18 protein-coding genes and 2 tRNA genes are annotated in these 26107 nt (G+C 41.3%); 2 read left to right on the top strand and 18 right to left on the bottom strand.

What is annotated here, in order from left to right; translation table 11 throughout:
- Positions 1 to 4: 4 nt before the first annotated feature.
- From asnS to AC4PG5_RS12260, 5 genes are all read right to left on the bottom strand, one after another.
- Positions 5 to 1408 carry an asparagine--tRNA ligase gene (gene asnS / locus AC4PG5_RS12280; protein ID WP_492029148.1) on the bottom strand — a complete coding sequence of 468 codons (1404 nt, stop codon included), beginning with the start codon at positions 1406 to 1408 and terminating at the stop codon, positions 5 to 7.
- A gap of 25 nt (positions 1409 to 1433) precedes the next feature.
- On the bottom strand, positions 1434 to 2807 hold the full coding sequence (locus AC4PG5_RS12275) for a pseudouridine synthase (protein ID WP_492029147.1): 1374 nt from the start codon (positions 2805 to 2807) through the stop codon (positions 1434 to 1436).
- Between the two features lie 63 nt (positions 2808 to 2870).
- A complete protein-coding gene (gene purB, locus AC4PG5_RS12270; protein ID WP_492029146.1) occupies positions 2871 to 4217 on the bottom strand; it encodes an adenylosuccinate lyase in 1347 nt (448 codons plus the stop codon).
- 181 nt (positions 4218 to 4398) lie between these two features.
- A tRNA-Val gene (locus tag AC4PG5_RS12265) sits at positions 4399 to 4473 on the bottom strand.
- A 35-nt stretch (positions 4474 to 4508) separates the two neighbouring features.
- Positions 4509 to 4583, bottom strand: a tRNA-Val gene (locus AC4PG5_RS12260).
- A 228-nt stretch (positions 4584 to 4811) separates the two neighbouring features.
- Between AC4PG5_RS12260 and AC4PG5_RS12255 the strand changes: the two genes are divergently transcribed.
- Positions 4812 to 7121: a TonB-dependent receptor gene (locus AC4PG5_RS12255; protein WP_492029145.1), complete on the top strand. Its 2310-nt coding sequence runs from the start codon at positions 4812 to 4814 to the stop codon at positions 7119 to 7121.
- Between the two features lie 797 nt (positions 7122 to 7918).
- Here the strand turns inward: AC4PG5_RS12255 and yaaA are convergent.
- Positions 7919 to 8683 (bottom strand): peroxide stress protein YaaA, encoded by a 765-nt coding sequence (yaaA, locus tag AC4PG5_RS12250; protein WP_492029144.1) that lies wholly within the window; start codon positions 8681 to 8683, stop codon positions 7919 to 7921.
- A 139-nt stretch (positions 8684 to 8822) separates the two neighbouring features.
- Between yaaA and trpS the strand changes: the two genes are divergently transcribed.
- Positions 8823 to 9923: a tryptophan--tRNA ligase gene (trpS, locus tag AC4PG5_RS12245; RefSeq protein WP_492030758.1), complete on the top strand. Its 1101-nt coding sequence runs from the start codon at positions 8823 to 8825 to the stop codon at positions 9921 to 9923.
- Between the two features lie 155 nt (positions 9924 to 10078).
- Here the strand turns inward: trpS and rsgA are convergent, their stop codons facing one another.
- From rsgA to clpP, 12 genes are all read right to left on the bottom strand, one after another.
- On the bottom strand, positions 10079 to 11134 hold the full coding sequence (gene rsgA, locus AC4PG5_RS12240; protein WP_492029143.1) for a ribosome small subunit-dependent GTPase A: 1056 nt from the start codon (positions 11132 to 11134) through the stop codon (positions 10079 to 10081).
- Positions 11131 to 11910 carry a class I SAM-dependent methyltransferase gene (locus tag AC4PG5_RS12235; protein WP_492029142.1) on the bottom strand — a complete coding sequence of 260 codons (780 nt, stop codon included), beginning with the start codon at positions 11908 to 11910 and terminating at the stop codon, positions 11131 to 11133. The genes rsgA and AC4PG5_RS12235 overlap by 4 nt, the downstream gene beginning before the upstream one ends.
- Positions 11911 to 12258: 348 nt before the next feature.
- Positions 12259 to 14175 (bottom strand): DNA mismatch repair endonuclease MutL, encoded by a 1917-nt coding sequence (mutL, locus tag AC4PG5_RS12230; protein ID WP_492029141.1) that lies wholly within the window; start codon positions 14173 to 14175, stop codon positions 12259 to 12261.
- Between the two features lie 30 nt (positions 14176 to 14205).
- A complete protein-coding gene (locus AC4PG5_RS12225) occupies positions 14206 to 14508 on the bottom strand; it encodes a hypothetical protein (RefSeq protein ID WP_492029140.1) in 303 nt (100 codons plus the stop codon).
- Between the two features lie 3 nt (positions 14509 to 14511).
- Positions 14512 to 16167, bottom strand: a complete 1656-nt coding sequence (locus AC4PG5_RS12220) for an OstA-like protein (RefSeq protein WP_492029139.1) — start codon at positions 16165 to 16167, stop codon at positions 14512 to 14514.
- Between the two features lie 21 nt (positions 16168 to 16188).
- Positions 16189 to 17571 carry a peptidylprolyl isomerase gene (locus AC4PG5_RS12215; protein WP_492029138.1) on the bottom strand — a complete coding sequence of 461 codons (1383 nt, stop codon included), beginning with the start codon at positions 17569 to 17571 and terminating at the stop codon, positions 16189 to 16191.
- Positions 17572 to 17580: 9 nt separating this feature from the next.
- A complete protein-coding gene (locus tag AC4PG5_RS12210; protein ID WP_492029137.1) occupies positions 17581 to 18426 on the bottom strand; it encodes a peptidyl-prolyl cis-trans isomerase in 846 nt (281 codons plus the stop codon).
- Positions 18427 to 18483: 57 nt separating this feature from the next.
- A complete protein-coding gene (locus AC4PG5_RS12205; RefSeq protein WP_492029136.1) occupies positions 18484 to 19983 on the bottom strand; it encodes a peptidylprolyl isomerase in 1500 nt (499 codons plus the stop codon).
- 117 nt (positions 19984 to 20100) lie between these two features.
- The gene (guaB, locus tag AC4PG5_RS12200; protein WP_492029135.1) at positions 20101 to 21576 is read right to left on the bottom strand and encodes an IMP dehydrogenase; all 1476 of its coding nucleotides are present in this window, start codon (positions 21574 to 21576) and stop codon (positions 20101 to 20103) included.
- Between the two features lie 229 nt (positions 21577 to 21805).
- Positions 21806 to 23986 carry a DNA helicase RecQ gene (gene recQ / locus AC4PG5_RS12195; RefSeq protein WP_492029134.1) on the bottom strand — a complete coding sequence of 727 codons (2181 nt, stop codon included), beginning with the start codon at positions 23984 to 23986 and terminating at the stop codon, positions 21806 to 21808.
- Between the two features lie 177 nt (positions 23987 to 24163).
- Entirely contained in the window at positions 24164 to 25405 is a 1242-nt protein-coding gene (gene clpX / locus AC4PG5_RS12190) for an ATP-dependent Clp protease ATP-binding subunit ClpX (RefSeq protein WP_492029133.1), read from the bottom strand.
- A 2-nt stretch (positions 25406 to 25407) separates the two neighbouring features.
- Positions 25408 to 26070: an ATP-dependent Clp endopeptidase proteolytic subunit ClpP gene (gene clpP, locus AC4PG5_RS12185; RefSeq protein ID WP_492029132.1), complete on the bottom strand. Its 663-nt coding sequence runs from the start codon at positions 26068 to 26070 to the stop codon at positions 25408 to 25410.
- Between the last annotated feature and the right edge of the window lie 37 nt (positions 26071 to 26107).

The raw sequence follows: 26107 nt of genomic DNA, 5'->3' as shown, positions 1-26107 counted from the left end.
CTAATTAGAACTCAGCATTACGTGGTGTACGCGGGAACGGAATAACGTCACGGATGTTCGACATACCGGTAACGAATAACAACAACCGTTCAAAGCCTAATCCAAAACCTGAATGAGGACATGAACCGAATTTACGGGTATCTAAATACCACCACATATCCTTCATTGGGATATCCAGCTCTTCGATTCTAGAAACAAGTTTATTGTAGTCAGACTCACGTTCAGAGCCCCCAATAATCTCACCAATTTTGGGGAAAAGCACGTCCATGGCACGAACCGTTTTACCATCCTCATTCTGCTTCATATAGAAAGCCTTAATTTCCTTCGGATAATCAGTTAAGATGACCGGACGTTTGAAGTGTTCTTCAACCAAATAACGTTCATGCTCAGAAGCCAAATCAACTCCCCAATAAACCGGGAATTCAAATTTATGCCCTTTAGCCACAGCTTCCTCAAGAATCTTAATACCGTCAGTATAAGCCAAACGAACAAAGTCATCTTTCAGTACCCCCTGAAGTCTTTCAATCAAACCTTTATCGAACATATCATTCAAGAACTTCACATCATCGGCACAGTTATCCAAAGCCCACTGCACACAATATTTAATGAATTCCTCAGCCAAATCCATATTCTCTTTGATCTCATTAAAAGCCACCTCAGGTTCGATCATCCAAAACTCAGCCAAGTGGCGAGGTGTATTTGAATTTTCGGCACGGAACGTTGGTCCGAACGTATAAATCGAGCCTAAAGCCGTAGCAGCTAACTCTCCTTCCAACTGACCAGAAACGGTTAAGCTAGTTTGTTTTCCAAAGAAATCATTGTCATAAGCAATAGAACCTTGTTCATCCTTCTTTAGATCATAAAGGTTCATCGTTGTGACTTGAAACATCTGACCTGCACCTTCACAGTCCGATCCAGTGATAATAGGTGTATGAAAATAGAAGAACCCTCTATCATGGAAGAATTTGTGAATAGCCATAGCCATGTTATGACGGATGCGGAATATCGCTCCAAAAGTATTAGTACGTGGACGCAAATGAGCAATTTCACGTAAGAATTCCATAGAATGCCCCTTTTTCTGCAACGGATAAGTATTGTCACAAGAACCAAGCACCTCTATCTCACGCGCATGCACTTCAGCTTTTTGTCCAGAACCAACCGATTCGGTAAGTATTCCGTTTACGCTCAAGCAAGCACCGGTAGTGATTAACTTCAGCATTTCCTCATCAAAGCCAGCCAAATCGACAACGATTTGCACATTATTTATTGTAGAACCGTCATTCAACGCGATAAAGTTAACTTGTTTGCTACCTCTACGGGTACGAACCCACCCTTTCACATTGACCATCTCGCCAAAACTGTCTAATTTAAGCAGGTCAACAATCTTTGTTCTACTAATTTTTTCCATAATACTTTATTTATACATTATATTTTTACTCAAACGAGCCCATGCGAAGGAAGTTCACCTCTTGTTCTGTAAGGTAACGCCAATCACCACGACGCAAGCCCTTTTTAGTCAGCCCTGCAAAATAGACGCGATCAAGTTTCATTACTTTATATCCCAATGATTCAAAAATACGACGAACGATACGGTTCTTACCAGAGTGGATTTCGATACCCACTTCGTCGCGTTTATCCTCTTCAATATAACTAATAGCATCAGCGTGAATTTCACCATCTTCCAGCTGAACACCAGCTGCAATCTGCTCCATATCCGCCTTTGTTAGATTTTTATCCAAGTAAACATGGTAGATTTTCTTCTTCAAGAACTTTGGATGAGTCAACTTAGAAGCCAAATCACCGTCGTTAGTCAACAACAAAACCCCAGTTGTATTACGGTCCAAACGGCCAACAGGATAAATACGCTCATTACAAGCTCCCTTAACCAAGTCCATCACCGTACGACGCTCTTGAGGATCATCAGAAGTTGTCACACAATCTTTTGGTTTATTCAACAAAACGTATACTTTACGCTCGATGCTCACTGTTTCCTCGTGGAATTTCACGATATCGGTACGCTTAATCTTAGTACCCAATTCCGTTACCACTTCACCATTAACAGAAACCACACCAGCGATGATAAATTCATCAGCCTCACGACGAGAGCAAACCCCTGCGTTAGCTAAGTACTTATTCAAACGAATCGGCTCGTTAGGATCAATGAACTGCTCCTTATATTCAATCTGTTTCTTACGGCTATATTTAGCATTCGGATCATAGTCAGCCGAACGACGAATAGGACGCGAGCTATCTTGATTATATGGTCTCGGACGATACGGACGATCACCATAAGAACGCTGTCCACCTTCACGATTGAATGAAGGACGTTGAGGACGGTCGCCATAAGAACGTTGTCCATCTTCACGGTTAAATGAAGGACGATACGGACGGTCGCCATAAGAGCGCTGTCCACCTTCGCGATTAAATGAAGGACGTTGAGGACGATCGGCATAAGAGCGTGGTCCATCTTCACGATTAAATGAAGGACGTTGAGGACGGTCGCCATAAGAGCGCTGTCCGCCTTCGCGATTAAATGAAGGACGTTGAGGACGATCGCCATAAGAGCGTGATCCACCTTCACGATTAAATGAAGGACGTTGAGGACGATCGCCATAAGAGCGCTGTCCGCCTTCATTATTAGAATTGTAGTTTCGGCGATACGGACGATCACCACCTTCACGGTTGAACGACGGGCGATTATACCCTCCCTGTCTTTCTCTGTTGTAATTTCTGTTACCATCACGGCCGGCAGCAGAATCTTCATTATTATAAGATTTCTTGCGCCATTCTTCGTTTTCTGTACTCATCTTTTATTCGAATAAAATTAAAACTAGGCCTCACGGCCGAATTCATATCATTATATATAATTATTATACCCCTGTATAATTATGTGGAGTAATCTTTCTCAATTCAGCTTTCAGTTCTTCACTCACATCCAGCCCTTCAATAAACGCCTTAATCGATTCTTCGTTAATAGCCTGGTTTGTACGAGTCAAAGCCTTCAATGCTTCGTAAGGGTTCGGATAAGCCTCACGGCGTAAGATGGTCTGAATAGCCTCAGCCACTACGCTCCAGCAATCATCCAAATCACGAGAGATCGCTGCTTCATTAAGCAAAAGCTTACGCAACCCCTTCAATGAACTTTGCATAGCAATCAACACATGTCCGAATGGTACCCCAATATTACGCAACACCGTAGAATCGGTCAAGTCGCGCTGCAAACGAGAAACCGGCAATTTAACAGCCAAATGTTCAAAAATAGCATTAGCCAATCCCAAATTACCCTCAGCATTTTCAAAGTCGATCGGGTTCACCTTATGAGGCATAGCACTTGACCCAACCTCGCCCGCTTTAATCTTTTGCTTAAAGTACTCCATAGAGATGTACTGCCAAAAGTCACGGTTCATATCCATCATAATGGTATTGATACGTTTCATCGCATCGAACACCGCCGACAGATTATCGTAATTTGAAATTTGAGTCGTATACATTTCACGCACCAAACCCAACTTCTCACTTACGAATCGATCACCAAACGCCTTCCAGTCATGTTCCGGATAAGCCACATGGTGAGCATTATAATTACCTGTAGCCCCACCAAACTTAGCCGTCAACGGACAAGCTTTAAGCGACTTCAGTTGTTGTTCTAAACGATAAACAAAAACCATCACTTCTTTACCCAAACGAGTTGGAGAAGCAGGCTGCCCATGAGTCTTAGCCAACATCGGAATCTCAGCCCAGTCATTAGCATACGTTCTGAGTTGAGCAATAAGTTCTTCCAGAAGCGGATAGTAAACTTGATCAAGAGCCTCTTTAACCGAAAGAGGAACAGAAGTATTATTGATATCCTGAGACGTCAAGCCAAAGTGAATAAACTCTTTGTAATCATCCAATCCGCCCAATTTGTCAAATTCTTCTTTCAAGAAGTACTCCACAGCCTTAACGTCGTGATTGGTTACACTCTCAATATCCTTGATGCGTTGAGCATCTTTCTCAGAAAAGTTGCGATAAATACCTCTTAACGTTTCAAACAATCCATGATCAACGGTAGCCAATTGAGGTAATGGCAATTCACACAAAGTGATGAAGTATTCCACCTCTACTTGTACGCGATATTTAATCAACGCAAACTCAGAAAAATATGCTGCTAAATCTTTCGTTTTGCCCCTATATCGACCATCGATAGGAGATATGGCCGTAAGTAAATCCAGTTCCATAAGTGTCTTTGATGATTTTTAAAGTGCAAATTTAGCGCTTTTTCCTGAGTTATAAGGCAAAAAGAAGCAATAAAGTTTTAAAAAAGAAGAATATAATACCTGCAAGAGGAAAATCGAGAACGATGAAAAGAGGGGCAAAAACAGAAAAGGACTCGCAATTTCTTACGAGTCCTTTTTCTAGTGGGCGTTGACGGATTCGAACCGCCGACCCTCTGCTTGTAAGGCAGATGCTCTGAACCAGCTGAGCTAAACGCCCGATTAATGAGCCGGAAGTGTCGTTATTCTTTCTAGTGGGCGTTGACGGATTCGAACCGCCGACCCTCTGCTTGTAAGGCAGATGCTCTGAACCAGCTGAGCTAAACGCCCGTACACTTCCGTTTCAAAAGCGATGCAAAGGTACGGCTTTTTTTGATATCTCCAAATCTTTTCTAATTTATTTTTCAATGTTTTTTTTACTAAAATTGTAAAAATACTGATTATCAGAGGATAATAAAAAAAAGTTTTTTTCGTGCAACTTTCACTTTGTTTCCGTCGTCTAACTTACAAATGCTCGAAAGCAGTCGCGACGCTTTAGATACTAAATCAAAAAATGACATGAAACGGATTATATTATTTTCGACCCTCATCTATTTCTGCCTCCACATCGGCGGACAAACTTTACAGCTCAGAGGAAAAGTGGTCTCAGGAAAAGCTCCTGTAGAATTCGCGAACGTGATCTTAAAAGATAATGATTCTATCTTTATATCTGGTGGAACGACCGATCAGCAAGGGCGATTTTCAATCACCAATTTGGATAAAGGAAACTACAACCTTCAAATCTCTAGTATAGGGTATCAAACCCGGCAAATCGAAATTAAAGATTTCACCTCAGCACTCGACTTAGGAAATATCTCTATCGACTCAGCGACTATTGCTCTAAACGAAGTCGTCGTTAAAGGGAACCCCGTCATTCACCAAGCTGATAAAAAGATCCTATTGCCAACCTCCTATCAACTCAAATCGGCCACGAACGGATTGAAACTTTTACAAAACATGCAGCTCAACCGCATTCAAGTCGATCCTTTAAGAAAAACGATCAAATCGTCCGACGAAGGCGAAGTACAATTACGCATCAATGGGGCCAAAGTAGAGATCGAAGAGATCAATTCACTTCGCCCGGAAGATATTATCCGTATCGAATACCACGATACACCAAGTTTACGCTACGGACACGATGTAGCAGCAGTCATCGACTATATTGTACGTCACCGTGAAACCGGCGGTTACTTCGCTTTAGACGCTAATATCTCCCCGCATACTGCATGGGGCGACTATACCGCAGTCGGCAAAGCCAATTACAAACGTTCAGAATGGAATGTTAACTATCGTAGACAATACCGCGGATTACACTTCTGGAGAGAGAACGAAGAAACGTTCAAGCGTGACGAAACAACAACCTTTACGCGTCTGGAAGATGGAATCCCTAACAAGAGCATTTTCAACTACGATCGCCTAAACCTTAACTATAACTATCAAAAAGATAAAGACTGGTTGGTCAATATCGGATTCCGTAATCGCCACACCAGAGAGGATCAAAACATCAAAAGTAATCTTTACTCGGTTGATCAACCCGACCAGCAAGTCTTGATGAAAGACTTGAATCGTTCTAAATACTACTCACAATCGGTTGATGCCTATCTACAACGCAACTTGAAAAATCAACAAGCTTTAATCCTTAATGTGGTAGGTACATACACCCATAATAACGATGACCGAGATTATACGGAATCTTTAGATGCAACGTCTCTAACCGCCATCACATCGGGTATAAAGGGTGAGAAATATTCAATCATCACCGAAGGTATCTATGAACGCCCATTAGGGAAAGGCAAGATTAGTACCGGGCTTTACCATCGCCAATCGATCTCGAAGAACAATTATATGGGAACAGTATCGAAACGGACACAAATGCAAGAAGCCCATTCTTCGGCTTATGCAGAGTATACCGGTAAGTTTGGCAAGTTCACCTTAATCGCCGGCTTGAAAGGCTATCGCTCATGGTATAATCAATCGGATAAAGGCTATGAGAACTACACCATCCTGCCACGATTACGGATGACTTATAATCTGTCGAACAATAGCTATATCAAATATCGGGGAGAAATCCTTAAAAGAACGCCCGACTTAGGGGATATGAGCGACGTACGTCAACTCATCGACTCACTCCAGATCCGTCAAGGTAATCCGAATCTTAAATTATCGACGATCTATAACAATGTCATGAACATCTATTTCAAGAAAGGATTGTTCAGCACCAACCTGACCCTATCTCATCAATACCAACATCGTCCGGTCATGGAAGAGACCGTCAGAGAAGGACAGATGTTCATTCGCACCAACAACAATCAAAAGAGTTGGCAGAAGTTCAACCCAGAAGCCGAGTTTAGATTTGGTCCGATAAAAGATATCCTAACGGTATCGTTCACCACCGGATTAAACTATTTCGACAGTAGAGGCAACAACTACCACCATACCTACAGCAATTGGTATTACATGGGTGAAATCATGGCCTCCTATAAGAAATGGAGTTTCTTCTTCCAAATGCAAAATCACCGGAACGACTTTTACGGAGAGACTTTGAGATATGGTGAAAACTACCACCTCATCGGACTAACTTACCGCTACAAGCAACTCAATGTCGGAGTCATCACGATCAACCCATTTATCAATGACTATAAGCAGGGTAGCGAGAAGTTTAATTCAATTGCACCGTCGAAGAACTGGTTCTACATCAAAGAGAGCTCTCGCCTATTCGCCATCAATGTGTCATGGAACATTAGCTTCGGCAGAAAATACGACTCTAGAAGTCGCCGTCTGAACAATGAAGACAGTGGTACAAGCACGTTAAAGAGTGGAAAACAATAAGTTCAAAATGCGTTCCGTTTAGCATTTTTGGGGTCTGCTGCCATAAACCTTTATAAGGTGGCAACAGACCTTTTTTATCTGATTGATTAAAGTGATTGTTTGAAGTAAACCCGGACTCACTCCCTATAGTTTTTTTTTCATTTTATCTGCAACACTGCCACCTTACAGAACTAAAACCTTAACGAACAATATAATAGAGGGGTGGCAGATACCCGTTGCAAATGTGTGGCAGATCAATGATCTGCCACACATTATATCAATAAACCAATTCCCATAGAAATAATTGAAACTCCTCCCCAACTCGCTTTTTATTCATAAGAAAAACTAGCGCTTGTCATCCATAAGATAGAACATAATTAACCAAACATAGAAATATGGTTAATGAGGGACGATTGACATGATGAAGGAGATAAAAAAAATAGTCAAAAAGATTCGTTCATTTGATTCGGAAAGAAGGTAAAATAACCGTCTAAAATTGAGTTTCACTATTACGCACTAAATTCTCATGCTTTGACAAAAAATTGTCACACTGTAAAAAAAACAGTTTCCTACGGTCGAAACTAAAATGCCATACGGTCAAACTCTAAGTGCCAAACGCGGGAAATCGATTGTCCACCGCATGAAACTCAACCAAGGTCAATAAGATAAAAAAAAATACCAAAAAGATAAAACCTCGAACAACCTTTTTACGCCATTTCAAAAGCCTCATCAGTCGATCGATCAACCCATCATCAATCGTTCGGCCAGTCCATCACCAGTCCATCACCAGTCGATTCGATTTGAGCCCATTCCCCGGATCAGCCCTGAGTAAACAACAAGCGCTTATCATCCGATAGAGCCGGGTTAAACACAAATCCCTCCCACTCGAACGTTTTCAATTCTTCAACCCGCTCAATGCGCTGTTTCAAGATAAAACGACTCATCTCACCGCGACACATCTTCGTATAGACCACAATGGTTTTCAGTCGCCCATTCTTCCACGTTTGAAATTCGGGCACCACCACACGCACCTCACGCTCCACACGACTCCAGTCGAATAGCCCCCGCATCTCGTCACTCGCCAGATAACAGAGCACACCACCCGCAGCCTTAATCTCAGCAATAAACAGATCGGTCAGCCGCGACCGCCAATAAGCAAATAGGTTTTCGTCGCCTTGCTCGGGTAGATGAACACTTCCCTCCAACCGATAGGGCGCAATACGATCGAGAGGCCGAAGCAAACCATAACAAAAGGAAGTCAGTCGAAGATGATCCTGAGCATACCGATAATCATCCGGCGAAAAGGATTTCGGATCGAGCCGTTTAAACACAATGCCCGAATAAGCTAGAACGGCAGGAATTTTAACCGTTCCCGGTGCATGAAAGGATTGAAAACGTTTATAATTTTCGACGGCAATCTTCGCATTAACCTGCAATAATTGTTCCAGTTCGCCAACGGTAAATTGCGACATTTGGAACGCAATATCTTGGGCTTCGGTGTAAAAACGAGGATCGGTAACCAACGGCGGGACGACTGTCGACCGCTCCGACATGGTTTTGGCACAAGAAAGGAGTATGAGCATGACCGTTCATTCATTGAAGTTAGTACACAAATATACCATTTCTCCCTAAAGAAAGGTAAAAAAAGGAAGATTATTCTTTTTACGTTGTATCTTCAATGCTTTCTAGTTATCTTTGCAACAATTAAATAATACCTTCATGATGAAAAAAGAAAAAATCATATTAACCGGCGACCGTCCTACCGGCAGACTTCACATTGGACACTATGTCGGTTCGTTAAAACGCCGCGTAGAGCTTCAGAACTCTGGTTTGTACGACAAAACTTATGTCTTCATCGCCGATTCACAAGCGTTGACCGATAACATCGACAATCCGGAGAAGGTGCGTCAGAATGTGATCGAAGTGGCTCTCGACTATTTAGCTTGTGGCCTTGACCCTAAGTTGTCAACCATCTTTATCCAATCTCAGATTCCGGAATTGTGTGAACTCACATTCTACTATATGGACTTAGTCAGCGTTTCTCGCCTACAACGTAATCCGACGGTGAAGAGTGAGATCCAGATGCGTAAGTTCGAAAGCAGTATCCCGGTCGGATTCTTCACCTACCCGATCAGTCAGGCTGCCGATATCACCGCTTTTCGTGCCACAACAGTACCGGTTGGAGAAGATCAAGAGCCGATGCTCGAACAAGCACGCGAGATCGTTCGCCGCTTCAACCACATCTATGGAGAGACATTGGTAGAGCCGGAAATCCTTTTACCGGATAATGCCGCTTGTTTACGTCTACCGGGCACCGATGGTAAAGCCAAAATGAGTAAATCGTTGGGCAACTGTATCTATCTATCGGACGAAGCCGATGACGTTCAGAAGAAAGTCATGAGCATGTTTACCGATCCTGACCACTTGCGTGTTCAAGATCCGGGCAAGATAGAGGGTAACACCGTGTTTACTTATCTTGATGCCTTCTCACGCCCTGAACATTTCGAACGTTACTTACCCGATTATCCAAACTTAGCGGAGCTTAAAGCACACTATCAACGTGGTGGATTGGGTGACGTTAAAGTGAAACGCTTCCTGAACGCGATTATGCAAGAAGAGCTCGAACCGATCCGCAACCGCCGTCGCGAGTTCCAAAAAGATATTCCGGCCATCTACGACATGCTTAAAGAGGGATGCGAGAAAGCACGCGCAGCAGCAGCCGATACCTTATCGGATGTTAAGAAATCCATGAAGATTAACTACTTTGATGATGCGGAACTGATCGCCGAACAGGCTAAACGTTTTGCTGAGCTGAGCAAGTAAAAGCATAAAACAAGTTTATAAATAGGCTTTCAACCTCTCCCTACGGAGTGCGTTGAAAGCCTATTTTATATAAATCTTATACATGCCGTACAAGTTCAATGAGGAATAAGAATATGGGCATTCTCATTCAAGAATACCCATATTGATTGCCAGGACTATGAGATTCCCTTTTGCTTTTTAACATCTTTGATGAGTTTTGCAAGAGATTTTCCTTTTCTCCTCCTTTCAACTTCTGAGGTATTGAAGTGTTCAACTTCCTTTTGAAGTTTAAGATAACTCTCGTACACAGCTCTATCTATTACCCCACTTTTGAGGGCCTCTAACACTGCACACCCCGGTTCATTTGTATGGGTACAATCCTTAAACCTGCAAGACCCCACATAATCAGAGAATTGAAGCGTCTCTAAGAGAGAATCGGAACTACTGATAGCTAGTCCAAATTCTCGTACCCCCGGAGTGTCTATCAAAACCCCCGAACCTTCCATCAGAATCATTTCTCGACGAGTAGAGGTGTGGCGGCCTTTTCCCGTAGAAATGCTGATCTCTGATGTTTCAAGTATCTGCTGATCTGTAAGAGTATTAATCAGAGAACTCTTCCCTACACCTGAAGACCCTACAAATATCACAGTCTCTCCTTCTGAAATTGATTTTCGAAGAATAGATACACTTTCGGAGTTATGGATACTTGTATAATAAATAGGCATCTTGGTTGCAAGATGTTTAATGGATTCTCTAACATTATCCCCGTCAAAATTCAAATCGGCTTTGTTTAGGATTAAAATAGGGGTTATATTCTCTTCTACTATTTGGGTCATGAACCGTTCAACTCTTCGAACATTAAAGTTGTAATCAAGACTCTGAACAATAAAGGCTTTGTCGATATGCGAAGCAATCGCTTGTTTATCGGTCGTTTCTCCACTTTTCTTTCGATATAATGTTCGTTCCCGTGGCAGCCTATCGAGAATATACCCTTTATTTGCCTCAAATGGTTGAAAAATCACCCAATCGCCTGTGCAAGGGAAATCAAAATGAGATCTCCCGTACATCATATTTCCTGTTAATTCGCATTGATATAATCCTTCCTCAGAAATGACTTCATAGCATGTTTTGTGCACTATGGTGACTCTACCATGCGGAAGATTCTTGTGGATGGATTGCTGTCTCTGTTGGTTCAACCTATCGTTCCAACAGTAAGTATTCAGATTAATCATTGATTTGTCTTTTTAGCGATATAGAATACATACCCATAAAAATCTTTGTACTTATTATACAGCTCTGCCTCATACCTCATGTAGCCTATAAGATCTTCGACGACCTTATTTCCAGGATATGCCTCCAAAAACTTTTTTTGAACAGGCTCTTGAGGAGCGAAGAACTCCTCGATCCAACAAGTTTCCGGTAAAACAAAAGTAGCAACAGGTATATATCCTGCTCTTTCAATTTGTGCTACTTTATTAGAAATAGTATCTATTTCAGGATATGCTTCCATCCAGAATTTGTTAATCTCATCAGGGCGTTCGTTGGTAAACCAAGTGGCTTCTGAAACTGCAATGTATCCACCCGTTTTGAGAAATTTTCTCCATTCGTTGATGCCTCGTTCAAATCCAATATTATATATCGCTCCTTCCGACCAAATCAAGTCTAACTCTTCATCCTGAAAAGGAAGATTATCCATAGAACCTACTACCCCTTTAACTCTGCTTTGAAGGTTAAGATTCTTTGCATTATGATTCAGCTTATCGATAAATCTCGGAAATATATCAATTCCCATGATATTGCCTTGCACGTATTGAGCCAACTTAATGGTCTGCCCTCCTGTCCCGCAACCAATATCTGCTATTTGAGATTTACTACTGAGGTTTTCGACAAAACTTAATGCTTTACGAGTAATCTCTGGACTCCCGGGCCCTTGTCGCTCTACGTTTGAGAAGTATTTACTGATTAGATCTAAGTTGAATTCGTGGATTGATTTACTTTCGTTATTCATTGTTGTAAAATATATTACGCAAACATGATGGTGCAAACGACCATCATCATATGCGTTTTTAGTGACTAAAATTTAGATATGAGAAATCATCTCGAAGGAATCTTCGAGAAAAAACGAAAGGACAACCTGTACAAGAAATACAGATTGTTTAGAATTCCAGATCCGATTTAAATAGTGTAGTAAACATCAATTAGGTTTATCGCGACAAATATAAATACTATTTTAGTAGGAACCAAAAAAAGATACGACAATAATCTGATATTGGGATGAACCAAACAGAGAGCCTCCCCGCAATCTTCCAATTGGAAGTTACGGGGAGGCTCTCTGTCCATCGATCAACGATCGATATTACTTGAATAGCTTTTCTATGTCGTCTTCTTTAATGGTCGAGACAATAATCTTACCATCCGGAGTATAATTCGGCGAGGGACAAGCAAAAAGGTTGTCGACCAAGCTGACCATCTCTTCGCGACTCAACACCTGACCATAGACAATGGCGGCCGAACGAGCCAAGGTTAAAGCCAGCAAACTCTGTATTTCTGACTTCACATCGCTTCCCTTCTCCATGGCATGGTGTAGCATGTTACGTACCAGTTCCACCGGATCGAGTCCTTCTATCCCCGAAGGAATACCATTGACGGCGTAGCTGCCGCCACCAAGATCGCTCAAATCGAATCCCACGGCCGACAAGTCGTCCATGATGGTATGCAACATCGTCGATTCCGAAGGAGGAAGTTGCAAGATCTCCGGGAAAAGAACGCCTTGTGAGAAACCATGCTTCTGACTGATCTGATCCATATAGCGGTCGTACAACACTCGAATGTGAGCCCGGTGCTGGTCAATAAGCATCAACCCCGATTTCACCGACGTCAAGATAAAACGCCCCTTAAACTGCAAGTGCTGATTGCCTTTTTCGACGACTTCTTCCGTTTTATATAAAGGAGCACTAGAGAAGGTTTCTACAAACGTCTGCTCCGGCTCTTCAGGCTCTTCCATGCGACTAGGCAATAAACCATCGAGTTCCTCACCGAACGGTTCCTGTTCCTCGGCGGTATTCATCTTACTCGCTTTCGTAAATCCGCCATAAAGCTGCTCCCAGTCGACTTGCTGCGAACGGTTGCCTCCGGTGCTGCCTCCACCGCCATACGATGCCGATGATTTAAAAGGATTAAAGTCGGAGTCGTAATGCACTTTAGGTGGTGCAGGAGGTAGATCATCTTCATAAGCCGGAATCTCAGGCATGTCGACAGTATCAAAGTCGATCGATGGGATGGCACTAAACTTACCCAGTGATTCTTTAACCGCTGCCGAAAGGATCTGCCAGATGGCTTGTTCATTCTCGAACTTGATTTCCGTCTTTGTCGGATGAATATTCACATCAATATTGGCCGGATCGACTTCTAGATAGATGAAATAAGAGATCTGTTCACCGCTAGGGATCAAGTGTTCATACGCCTCCATCACCGCTTTATGAAAATAGGGATGACGCATGTAACGGCCGTTGACAAAGAAGTATTGATGAGCTCCTTTTTTACGTGAGGTCTCCGGTTTAGCCACATATCCGGTAATCTTGATCATCGTGGTCTCGACCTCAATGTTCAGCAACTGTTGGTTCAGCTTTTTACCAAAAATATTAATGATACGCTGACGTAGCGGCGACACAGGTAAGTTAAACAGCTCCGAGTCGTTACTATAAAGCGAAAAAGCAACGTCAGGATGAACCAAGGCGATACGCTCAAACTCGTTCAAGATATTACTCAATTCTGTCGAGTTGGCTTTTAGGAACTTTCGTCGGGCCGGAATGTTGAAAAACAAGTTCTTCACCGAGAAATTACTTCCCGACGAACAAGCAACAACTTCTTGACTCTCGACTTTCGATCCGGCAACCACCAAGCGTGTCCCCAACTCCTCTTTCGCTAATCGAGTTTTGAGTTCCACTTCAGCTACAGCAGCAATAGAGGCCAAAGCCTCCCCACGAAATCCCATGGTGCGTAAAGCAAACAGATCGGTTGCCTGACGAATCTTAGAGGTGGCGTGCCGTTCGAACGACAATCGCGCATCTGTTTCAGACATCCCCTTACCATCGTCAATCACCTGAATACCGGTCTTACCGGCATCAGTTACCAACACATGAATAGCATTTGCCTCTGCATCAATCGCATTTTCTACCAGTTCTTTAACAACAGATGCCGGACGTTGGATCACCTCTCCGGCAGCAATCTGATTAGCGACCGAATCCGGCAGCAAATGAATAATATCACTCATAGACCTTTAAACTCCTTTTAAACAAAATCATCAAAACGACCAGCTACCGGTCTGCAAATAATGCCACAGCAAGCCTAACAAAATGATGATTAATATAATTATACCCACCGAAATCGGTTTCTTACCACTTGCCTTACGGCGTTTCAAATGAGTGGTTCCCTCAACAAATTTACCACGAATATCTTCCGGAGAAAATTCTTTTTCAGGAAGCATGCCCAAGTCGCGCTTGGCCTTTTCTTCCATTTCATTAAGCTTCTCCTTACGCTCATCGACATAAATATATTGATGATTGAAGCGACGTGGCTTCCTCATATTACTATTGAACAATCCCATAGCTTACTTCATATCAATTAATGTTCTTTTATCTACGTTCTTCGGCTTATTACTTTTAGTTGGCCGAAGTTCCTCACCCGACTTCTTCCCTCTCCAGTTAAAGATGTCTTCTTTATCTTTTGGGCGAATATAGTCGAACCAAGCAAAAGCCGGAAGTCTAAGTTTGTCGGCCGGGATCTGATCCATCGGATAGAGCGTCCCATTCGACTTTCCAATCATCTTGGCTTTAATCATCTTTTTGTCTTTAAGAAAAAGATGGAGTACACTGCCTTCAGCCGAGTTGAAACCGATCATGGTACTGTCCTTCTCTTCGGGATAAAAGGCAATCAGCACATTCCCGGTTATTTCAACCAGACGCATGTCGCCATGCTCAAAAAAGGCTTTCATCTCTTTACCGGAGACTTGATTGTAATGAATCGAATCTTTCATCTCGACCGTAAACGCCTGATTAATGATGTGCGCCCAATTGATCGTACTATCGTTCATATACACTTTAATCTCTTCGCCCAAGAGTTGTTGATTTCCATTCCACAAGATCGGATCGCGATACATCGTCATACAGGAATCTTTCGTCTGATAGACTAAGGAATCACACACCGCTTGCGCTTGTTTGCTATACACTCTGACCTTATGAAACGCTTTCATCACACGGTATAAAGAGTCGGTATTAAGATGATAAGAAATCATCTGCAACGTATCGGCATGCATGTACATGGTATCCTGCTGAGAATAATCCATGGCCACAGCCCGTTTGGTGGCAAAAGCTGAATCGGTCAGCTCGTTATAAAAGCAATAGTCTCCTGTGAGTATCTTCTTATTTATAGTATCCTTCATCACAATATGATCGAAGGCTTCTCCATATCCTTCTTTACGATTGTAGAACAGACTATCGCCTATCAACTTCTTACCTTGGTTCGTTAAAATAGAACGATCCAACAGCTCTGCTTGTTCGTTATGCGTATCATAATATCCCCGTTCGGAATAGATATGATTATCGTCGCTCGTAATATGAGACGGACCAAGAATGGTGGCGACCTTTGTTCGTGTGCTATATTTCAACGTGTCGGAAGTCAGCACAAACTTTGGATTAACGAGCTTAACATCATGATTAAAGACGGCAATCTTAGTCTGCGGACTATATTCTCCCCAATCGGAAGTCAGCACGTTCTCTTCATCCATCAAGACTCCACCTTCGAAGTAATATCCTAAATTATAGAGACGATCGTAGTTCAAACTGTCCGTTGTCAGAGTCGTTTGACGATTAATCATCTTAACGTGCTCACGCAATTGCGCCAACTGGGTCATCCCATCATAATAAAGATAGTCGCCATAGATGAACAACGTGTCACCCTGTTCCATACGTACATTACTGAAAGCTTCAACAGAGTTGGTTTCATTATAGATCAATGCACTGTCACAATACATATACATACTGTCGTGACGGAGCTTGACATTGCCTGTCAAGACTTGCACACCGGGGCGTAAAGCTTTATCGGCAACCACCTCATCAGAGTGTAGCAAATAAACCTTAGTCTTCTTATTTTCAGGCTTTTTATTTTTATTTTGCGCCAAAAGGCATACGCCAAACAGGCACAGAAAAGCTATAAATAGCCATCTATGCCTGTCTTGCTTTTTCTTTTTCATTTCTGAATTCAGCATATAACAAGAGCTGTTTTATAATCAATCTTTTTTGATCCAGTTCGGATATTTGAAGTCACACTTCTGCCATTTTTCATTAATACGTACATAAGTATGTTTCTGCTTTTCAACGATCCACTTCTCGAGCATTTGTTCGCGACGCTTATTCATCACGATCTCTTTCAAATCTTGATAGTCTTCAGAGATCGTCGCTTTATGTCCATCAACTCTAGACTTTAGTTTCACAATGGCACAAACTTCTTTACCGTCTTTTTCGCTAATCATCGTGAAGGCTTTCGAGATCTCGCCCACATTCATTCCATCCACAACCTTAGCTACATCTTGAGGCAAATCTTGCATTTGGAACTTAGAGGTCGTAATACCGGTGTTCTGATTAATGTTAACCATGATACCGTGATTGTTTCTAGTGTCTTTATCTTGAGAGATCACCAATGCAGCCTCATCGAAAGTGAACTTGTTGTTACGAATATCGTTTCCAATAGAATCCAAACGCAAAGTCGCTTCTTTGATTTCTTTTGCAGAGACACGAGGACGTAACAAGATGTGACGGGTATTCACACGGTCGCCACGCTTTTCTACAAGCTGAATAATATGATAACCAAATTCTGATTCTACAATCTTTGAAACCTTCTTAGGATCTTGAAGGCTGAATGCAACATTGGCATAAGACGGATCGAGCATTCCACGTCCCATAAATCCGGTCTCTCCACCTTTCATAGCCGAACCTTTATCCTCAGAATAAAGTCGCGCTAAAGTCGCAAAGTCAATTTCCCCTTTATTCACACGGTCAGTATATTCACGCAAACGACGTTTCACGTCTTCAATCTCTGAAACCGGGATTTTAGGTTGAAGTGTCACAATCTGCACCTCTACCTGAGTGGGAATATAAGGGATGCTGTCTTGAGGAAGATTTTTAAAATAACGGCGAACTTCTCCCGGAGTGATCTTGATCTCACCGACCAACTTCTGCTGCATCTTCTGAACGGTCAATCCTTCACGTGCATTCTCACGCAAGGTCTCTCTAATCTGAGAAGAGGTTTTATTGAAGTACTCTTCCATCTTCTCCTTAGAGCCAAAAGCTTGAATGTATTGATTAGTCATATAGTCGGCACGTTTGATGATCTCAGACTCCGAAACCTCAATACTATCCAATTTTGCTTGATGCAAAAATAGTTTCTGAACAGCAATTTCTTCCGGGATAATGCAATAAGGATCCCCGTTGAATCGACGTCCATTAGACAACGCATCCAAGCGCATTTCTTCAACATCCGACTTTAAAATGGCCTCGTCACCTACAACCCATACCACTTCATCAATCACATTGTTCTGTGCATATGTTTCCGCACTGGCCATACATGCCAAAGCCAACAGTATAACAAATTTAAAGTTCACAAACTTTTTCATTCTTTGTATTTAATAATTATAACTAATTTTTTCTTTCTTGACGGCCTCATTGTATAAATCGGTTTTGACTTGCTTCATAAAGTCGACCTGCTTTTGGTTGATCAGAAAATCATGTATTTCCGATTGCGCAAACTCATAAGGCTTCTGTTCACTAATCCCTCTATAATCGGAGATGTTCAAAAAATAGCAAAACGCCGAATCTTTCAATTCAATCTGCCGATGGTTTTTCAAATAGTCTTCAGCTGAAACCCCTTTTAAAGGAAGCATCGCCAAAACATCATCGGCCAAAATCCATTTATCGTAAAAATAGCTATACTTGACCGCGTTCTGCAAACTATACTTTTCTAAATGCTCCACAGCTTCATGATCCTTACTTTTGTACCAACGTCTCACGTTGCTCAACTGAGGCGCTCTGAGTGGAACTTTAATAAACAAGCCTCTAATTAGAGGTCTATCTAATTTGAAAAGATCCTTATTCTTTTCATAATACTCGGCAATCTCCTGCGGCGTAATCTCGCGACTTAAACGCTGAGCAATCAACTCTTGTTGATAAGCGTGCATAATCAACGATTTACGATAATTCTCTACCAACTGGTCAATCTGTGCATTATCCGGTATATTATTGACCGCTTTATCGTACAACAAAATGTCTTCCGCCCAATTACGGATATAATGTTCGGAAAAAAGCAAGCTATCGTCTTTCGACAACCCTGTAGGCATCACCTTCTCCAAATCTTCACGATATAAGAAATGATGATTGATCTCAACCAATGGAGTTAATCCTTTGTGATCATACTTTTCTTGGCAAGACACACAAAAGAAAAATAGTATCCAAAAAAAGCTCCGAATCCGCATTTCCTATTTTGTTTAAACTGGTTTTAATATACGAAGATAATGGAATAATCAATTACATCAGAGATTATTAACGGTTTTTAAAACCTCTTGGTTAATTTCAACCTTATATTCTGTCCGTAACCGTCCCATCCAATAGGTATTTAAGAAGGTTTTATAGTCTTTTTGTACCAAATCGGCAACTTCCATATAACTGTCGGGCATTTTCTTCTTCTCCCCTAAAACGACAGTAAAAGGATGCGACTTTAACGGTTCAAATCGTCCGGCTTTATACACCATCTTATCGACGTATGGGTTATCTCCCTTAGAAAAGAAGCCTTCTTGTACTTTCACCTGTTCTTTCCCTTCGGAGTTGAATGTTTTATTAATCAACATCGCCCACTCCTCTTGAGGATATTTTTTCACAACTTTCTTTATTTTCTTCGCTATTTTCTTATCGGTACAATGCACCACTACTCCTTTGAACTTAGACTGATCAAACTTATAATTTGATTGATGATGTTCAAAATACATTTCCAATGCCTTATGATCGGAGAAAGCAGGGATATCCACTTTGCGACGCGTCAATTCACCGATGAGCCACTCACTGGAGTAGGGTTCAACGGCATTCCGGAACTCTTCTCCTTGCGTCAGGAGCTGTCCCTCATAATCAAGAATATGCTGGGTTATAAAAGCATTCAAAGCAGCCTTCACGCCCAACTCCTTAGCAATAGGGAACTGTTTAAAAAGAGCCCCGCCGAAAGTTTGCCCACCAAAAGTGAACAATGTCTTATTGGTCTCACCGTTCCGCAACAATTCGTCGATGCCGTACTTGTTGGGAGCGTAATGATATTTCGTCTTCAACTCATCCACCAAACGATCAACCCCTTCGGACGTGTTTACATCAACCGACAAATCAGGAATCTCAACCTGACGTCGAGAGATAACTTTCAGAATATGATAGCCTTCCGGAGAGAAAAACGGTTCCGAAAACTTTCCCGGTTTTAGTGAAAAGGCAACCTCCTCGATCTCTTTTGTAAAGTACAGCGGCTTTACCCACATTTTATTTTTTTCATCGGAGAACTGAGAGACCAATTTCTCGAAAGATTGATTGGGATGTTCTAAAAGAGCCGTGTACAGAGAGTCTATGAGTCGCGCATCCGAGCGCAATCGAGTCGATGTGATATTCTGAGAAAGATGTTTCGTAATTTGAAGGACTTCAACCCATTCTTCAGTCGCCTTCTCTTTCTTCATTGCAGAATATTCATGGCCCAGTTGTTTGGCCAAATAGTCCTTTACCCACTCCCGACGGAACTGATCAAATTGTTCCCGGTAAGCTGCAACCGTATCTAACCCCATTCGTTTAGCTTCCTCGATCTTCAACCGTCGATTGACAAAAACTGTTGTGTACTCCGCTAAATTCAACGAGGTTGTCCCTTCGGCACATATGCGGCGATAGTCTTGTTCAAATTCAGAACGATAAACAGCCTGTCCATTAATGTGCATTATAATGGGATCTTCTTTTGCCATTGCCATCAAAGGGAATAGGCCAAGTAACACAATAAATAGGTTTTTTCTCATAATATCATAACAGAAAGCACAAAATTGAGAATAAAAAAAATAAGAGTCAAGAATTAGTTGAAAAAAATCAAATACTAATTCTTAACTCTCGTTATTTTATAAAGGCAAAAGCCTTAATTATTCAGGGCGACTATAGTTTGGAGCCTCACTTGTAATCGTTACATCATGAGGATGACTCTCCATAACACCGGCATTGGTGATGCGAGTAAACTTAGCATCATGCAATTTTTCGATATTTTGAGCACCGCAATATCCCATACCGGCACGTAATCCACCAGTTAACTGATAGATCACTTCGAACAGCGTTCCTTTATAAGGTACACGAGCTGCGATGCCTTCCGGAACAAGTTTCTTAACGTCCATCTCACCACTTTGGAAATAACGATCTTTCGAACCGTTTTCCATTGCTTCAAGTGAACCCATACCACGGTATGATTTAAACTTACGTCCGTTAAAGATGATCGTTTCACCAGGACTTTCTTCTGTACCGGCTACCAACGAACCAATCATCACGCAATATCCACCTGCAGCTAAAGCTTTAACCACATCTCCGGAATAACGCAATCCACCGTCAGCAATCAAAGGTACACCGGTTCCTTGTAATGCTTTTGCCACATCATAAACGGCACTTAACTGAGGAACGCCAACACCTGCAACCACACGAGTGGTACAAATAGATCCAGGGCCAATACCAACTTTAACGCCATCAGCACCGGCTTCAACTAATGCTTTTGCAGCTTCACCTGTAGCAATATTACCAACAACAATGTCAATATGTGGATATTTTGCTTTTGCTTGACGCAAAACATCAATTACGCCTTTCGAGTGACCATGAGCTGTATCGATAACAATGGCATCAGCTCCAGCATCCACTAAAGCTTGCATACGTTCAAACGTATCGGCAGTCACGCCAACACCAGCAGCTACACGTAAACGTCCCTTAGAATCTTTGCAAGCCATTGGTTTATCTTTAGCCTTAGTGATATCCTTATACGTCACCAAACCGATCAACTTATTCTCCTTATCAACAACCGGCAATTTCTCAATCTTATATTGTTGTAAGATTTGTGCCGCTGCTTCAAGATCTGTCGATTGGTTAGTGGTTACCAAATTTTCCTTAGTCATCACCTCATCAATAAGCTTATCCATGTTTTGCTCAAAACGTAGGTCACGATTCGTCACGATACCAACCAAATATTTATGATCATCTACAACTGGGATTCCGCCAATCTTATACTCTGCCATCAAAGCTAAAGCGTCATGAACAGTCGATCCTTGTTTAATACAGATCGGATCATAAATCATACCGTTCTCAGCACGTTTAACCGTAGCAACTTGTTTGGCTTGCTCTTTTATCGGCATGTTTTTATGAATCACTCCAATTCCACCTTCACGAGCAATAGCAATAGCCATTTTCGCTTCTGTAACAGTATCCATAGCGGCTGTAACAAAAGGAACTTTTAACTCTATGTTTTTAGAAAACTTTGTCGACAAATCGACAGTGCGGGGCAAGACTTCAGAATAAGCGGGGATCAACAAAACATCATCATAAGTCAATCCGTCCATTACAATCTTATCAGCAATAAATGACATAAGGATATGCGTTTAAAAATTATTGCGTGCAAATATACGTTTTTTATTCCAAACGATATAAATGCTCCATCTTTTTTTTCGCTTTTTTAAATCAATCCTTTTTGCGTTGTTTTCTCTATATCAACGCCATGTTCAAAAAAATCTAAATAAAAAATCCGATTAATGTTTAAAATAAGGGTTTAAACATTAATCGGATCAAGATTATAATCGTTTATTCAATAACCGCTCTTTAATTGGCCATTTCAGAGATAAACTTAATACGAACAAGGCGAACTTCTTCTTCTGTGAAATCATCACCAAGCTCTTCTAAAGCATCTTCAATTTTATCGGTCGTTGACTCTTTGAAGTAATCATAAATATCCAGTAAATGATCTTCGTCCATGATCTCCTCAAGGAAGTAATCAATATTAAGCTTCGTACCGGAATAGACAATCGCCTCAACTTCATCAAGCAAATCACCAAAGTCAATGCCTTTAGATAAAGCAATATCGTCTAAAGCTACTTTACGATCGATGGCTTGTATAATGGCCACTTTCATTTTTGACTTGTTGGCTACCGTACGGACACGTAGGTCCTCCGGACGCTCAATTTCATTCTCTTCGCAATGGCGTTTAATTAACTTACAAAACTCTTCTCCATAGCGCTTCGCCTTACCGGCACCCACACCTGGAATATTTTGCAACTCATCCAGCGTTACAGGATAGATCGTAGCCATGGCCTCGAGTGAAGGGTCCTGGAAGATAACATATGGAGGAACTTCTAGTTTCTTAGACAGTTTCTTTCTAAGATCCTTAAGCATAGAATAAAGCGCCGGGTCAACAGCACAAGATCCACCTCCGCGAGCCGGAGCCTCTTCTTCCACCTCCTCAAAATCATTGTCTTCTGTGATTTTAAAGGATTTTGGTTTTTTGAGAAACTTATGTCCTGCATCAGTCACCTTCAACAAACCATAATTTTCTACATCTTTACTCAGATAACCAGCAATCAAGGCTTGACGGATAACAGCATTCCAGATTTTATCATCTTCTCCCATGCCTGATCCAAAAACTTCGAGATCTTCATGCAAATGAGCCTGAACTTCTGACGTTTCTCTACCTTGTATAATATCTATTATATAATCTGTTTTAAAATTTTCTTTAACCGCAACGACTGCCTCAATTACGGTACATAATAAGTCTTGAGCCTCCACTTGTTTTTTAGGATTTAAACAATTGTCACAATTTCCACAATTTTCTTCGGTAAACTCTTCGCCAAAATAATGCAATAATGCTTTTCGGCGACATACTGAAGATTCGGCATAAGCAGCTGTTTCTAATAAAAGCTGTTTGCCTATTTCCTGTTCTGCCACAGGTTTTCCTTGCATAAATTTTTCTAATTTCTGCAAGTCTTTATTCGTATAAAAAGTGATGCACTGTCCTTCCCCTCCATCTCTGCCGGCACGGCCAGTTTCCTGATAATATCCCTCCAAACTCTTCGGAATATCATAATGGATTACAAATCGAACATCCGGTTTATCAATCCCCATACCGAAGGCAATAGTCGCCACAATCACATCCACCTTTTCCATCAAGAAGTCATCTTGATTTTGGTTTCTTGTTGCAGAATCCATACCGGCATGGTAAGCACGTGCGTTAATCCCATTGGCTTGAAGAATCTCAGTCAGTTCTTCTACTTTCTTTCGACTCAAGCAATAGATAATACCCGATTTCTCCGAATTATTCTTTATGTATTTAATAATATCTTTATCAATATTATTGGTTTTGGCACGTACCTCATAATAAAGGTTGGGGCGATTAAAAGACGACTTGAAAACTTCTGCATCTACCATTCCCAAGTTTTTCTGGATGTCATGCTGGACTTTAGGAGTCGCTGTCGCTGTTAGCGCAATGACCGGTGCTTGACCGATCTCATTGATAATTGGACGAATTCTACGGTATTCCGGACGGAAATCATGCCCCCATTCCGAGATACAATGTGCTTCGTCAACCGCATAGAATGAGATCTTAACCGTGCGTAAAAAGTCAACATATTCCTCCTTTGTCAAAGACTCCGGAGCAACATACAACAACTTTGTTTTACCAGCAAGAATATCTGATTTTACTTGATCAACCGCGCTTTTATTTAAGGAGGAATTGATAAAATGTGCAATTCCATCATCTTCACTAAAATTACGCATCGCATCAACTTGATTTTTCATCAATGCGATAAGTGGAGAAATCACAATGGCAGTACCTTCCATTAGAAGAGAAGGCAACTGGTAACACAATGACTTACCTCCACCAGTTGGCATTAAGACAAAAGTGTCTTTTCCATCAAGTAAATTCTGTATTATAGTTTCCTGATTACCCTTGAATTTATCAAATCCGAAATAATTCTTTAGTTCATCTGTTAAATTAATCTTCTTTACCATCTTAAATAAATTGTTATTCAATTCATGGTTCAACTTAAAGTCAACGTCCCCTAAAAAGGAACCTTAACAAAGTTATAAAACAACTTCTTAAATATCAAGAAAAACTCGGCTAATATTTTCAAGATTCACAAAGATCCGATATTCATCACAACATCTACTCTTTCTCACTAAACACAATTATGCCGTCTGTAATCGAGCAAGGTTCGCTTTTTCAAGCTGTTGCTTGGCATATTCGAGTTTAACCTTATAGGTTTTTCTATTTTCCGAAGGTATCTCAAACATGATATCCATCATGATTGTCTCTACAATCGAACGCAATCCGCGTGCGCCTAATTTATATTCCACAGCTTTATCAACAATGTATTCAAAAACAGCTTCATCAAACGTTAGTTTAATGCCATCCATTTCGAATAATTTAATATACTGTTTAATAATTGAATTTTTAGGCTCAGTCAATATTGCCCGCAACGCTTCACGATCTAAAGGGCTCAAATAAGTGAGCACCGGCAAACGACCGATAATCTCAGGTATTAAACCAAAAGATTTCAAATCTTGAGGTGCAATATACTGCATCATGTTGCTCTTATCAATTACCGCCGTCTTTTGAGAGGCACTGTAACCAACAACATGTGTATTCATCCGTTGAGCAATTTTCTTCTCAATACCATCAAAAGCTCCTCCACAAATAAAAAGTATATTTTTGGTATTGACAGGAATCATCTTCTGATCAGGATGCTTACGCCCGCCTTGAGGAGGAACATTTACAATCGAGCCCTCAAGTAATTTCAATAACCCCTGCTGAACTCCTTCACCACTAACGTCACGAGTAATAGAAGGATTATCACCCTTACGAGCTATTTTATCAATCTCGTCTATAAACACAATACCCTGTTCTGCTTCAGCCACATTGTAATCGGACACCTGAAGAAGACGAGTCAATATACTCTCAATATCTTCCCCGACGTAGCCCGCCTCAGTCAATACGGTTGCATCTACAATTGTAAAAGGTACATGTAACAGTTTAGCGATTGTTCGAGCCAACAAGGTCTTACCGGTACCCGTGCTGCCAACCATAATAATGTTCGACTTTTCAATCTCAACATCATCACCACTATCTTTCTGAAGTAAGCGCTTGTAATGGTTATAAACCGAAACCGATAAAAAACGTTTAGCGTCATCTTGTCCAATAATGTATTGGTCAAGAAAATCTTTTATTTCAATAGGCTTAGGGAGTTGCTCCAAATTAAGAGTCGTTGCCGTAGCCTTATTCTTTTCACCTAAAGCTTCTTGAGTGATTTCATAAGCCTGACTGACACAACTATCACAAATATAGCCGTTCATTCCGGTAATTAGAAAACCAACCTCATCCTCGCTACGCCCACAAAAACTACATCTATTTCTTGTCTTAGAATTCGCCATTTCTATTTTTTAATCAATACTTCGTCAACCATACCATAATCCTTAGCCTCTTGAGCAGTCATCCAATAATCGCGATCAGAATCCGCCCAAACTTTATCAAACTCCGTATGAGAGTGATCGGCAATGATAGTATAAAGTTCTTTCTTCAACTTTTGTATCTCACGAGCAGTAATTTCGATATCCGAAGCTTGTCCTTGTGCTCCTCCCATCGGTTGATGAATCATCACTCGAGAGTGAGTCAAAGCCGAACGCTTACCCTCTTGACCGGCAACTAATAAAACTGCCGCCATTGATGCTGCCATACCTGTACAGATCGTTGCAACGTCACTAGACACAAATTGCATCGTATCATAGATACCCAATCCGGCATAAACACTACCACCCGGCGAGTTAATGTAAATCGAGATATCCTTTCCAGGATCAACAGAATCAAGATACAGCAATTGCGCTTGCAAAGTATTCGCTGTATAATCATCGATTTGAGTTCCCAAGAAGATAATACGATCCATCATCAAACGTGAAAACACGTCCAATTGGGTAACATTCAACTGCCTTTCTTCAAGAATATAAGGGTTCAAATATCCAGACTGCGACTTTATCACGCCATCTAAAGCCAAGCTATTCATCCCTAAATGCTTGGTTGCATATTTTCTAAAATCATCCATATGAATTCTTTTTCTAATTACTGTATTCAAAAATAGA

Source organism: Bacteroides sp. QWL-09, assembly GCF_058683585.1.
The sequence above is the reverse complement of the archived record's forward strand: the minus strand, read 5'-3'. Positions and strand labels throughout refer to the sequence as shown.

Coding starts and splice junctions, on each gene's coding strand:
- asnS (WP_492029148.1), bottom strand. CDS start 1,408: ATGGAAAAAATTAGTAGAACAAAGATTGTTGACCTGCTTAAATTAGAC.
- AC4PG5_RS12275 (WP_492029147.1), bottom strand. CDS start 2,807: ATGAGTACAGAAAACGAAGAATGGCGCAAGAAATCTTATAATAATGAA.
- purB (WP_492029146.1), bottom strand. CDS start 4,217: ATGGAACTGGATTTACTTACGGCCATATCTCCTATCGATGGTCGATAT.
- AC4PG5_RS12255 (WP_492029145.1), top strand. CDS start 4,812: ATGAAACGGATTATATTATTTTCGACCCTCATCTATTTCTGCCTCCAC.
- yaaA (WP_492029144.1), bottom strand. CDS start 8,683: ATGCTCATACTCCTTTCTTGTGCCAAAACCATGTCGGAGCGGTCGACA.
- trpS (WP_492030758.1), top strand. CDS start 8,823: ATGAAAAAAGAAAAAATCATATTAACCGGCGACCGTCCTACCGGCAGA.
- rsgA (WP_492029143.1), bottom strand. CDS start 11,134: ATGATTAATCTGAATACTTACTGTTGGAACGATAGGTTGAACCAACAG.
- AC4PG5_RS12235 (WP_492029142.1), bottom strand. CDS start 11,910: ATGAATAACGAAAGTAAATCAATCCACGAATTCAACTTAGATCTAATC.
- mutL (WP_492029141.1), bottom strand. CDS start 14,175: ATGAGTGATATTATTCATTTGCTGCCGGATTCGGTCGCTAATCAGATT.
- AC4PG5_RS12225 (WP_492029140.1), bottom strand. CDS start 14,508: ATGGGATTGTTCAATAGTAATATGAGGAAGCCACGTCGCTTCAATCAT.
- AC4PG5_RS12220 (WP_492029139.1), bottom strand. CDS start 16,167: ATGCTGAATTCAGAAATGAAAAAGAAAAAGCAAGACAGGCATAGATGG.
- AC4PG5_RS12215 (WP_492029138.1), bottom strand. CDS start 17,571: ATGAAAAAGTTTGTGAACTTTAAATTTGTTATACTGTTGGCTTTGGCA.
- AC4PG5_RS12210 (WP_492029137.1), bottom strand. CDS start 18,426: ATGCGGATTCGGAGCTTTTTTTGGATACTATTTTTCTTTTGTGTGTCT.
- AC4PG5_RS12205 (WP_492029136.1), bottom strand. CDS start 19,983: ATGAGAAAAAACCTATTTATTGTGTTACTTGGCCTATTCCCTTTGATG.
- guaB (WP_492029135.1), bottom strand. CDS start 21,576: ATGTCATTTATTGCTGATAAGATTGTAATGGACGGATTGACTTATGAT.
- recQ (WP_492029134.1), bottom strand. CDS start 23,986: ATGGTAAAGAAGATTAATTTAACAGATGAACTAAAGAATTATTTCGGA.
- clpX (WP_492029133.1), bottom strand. CDS start 25,405: ATGGCGAATTCTAAGACAAGAAATAGATGTAGTTTTTGTGGGCGTAGC.
- clpP (WP_492029132.1), bottom strand. CDS start 26,070: ATGGATGATTTTAGAAAATATGCAACCAAGCATTTAGGGATGAATAGC.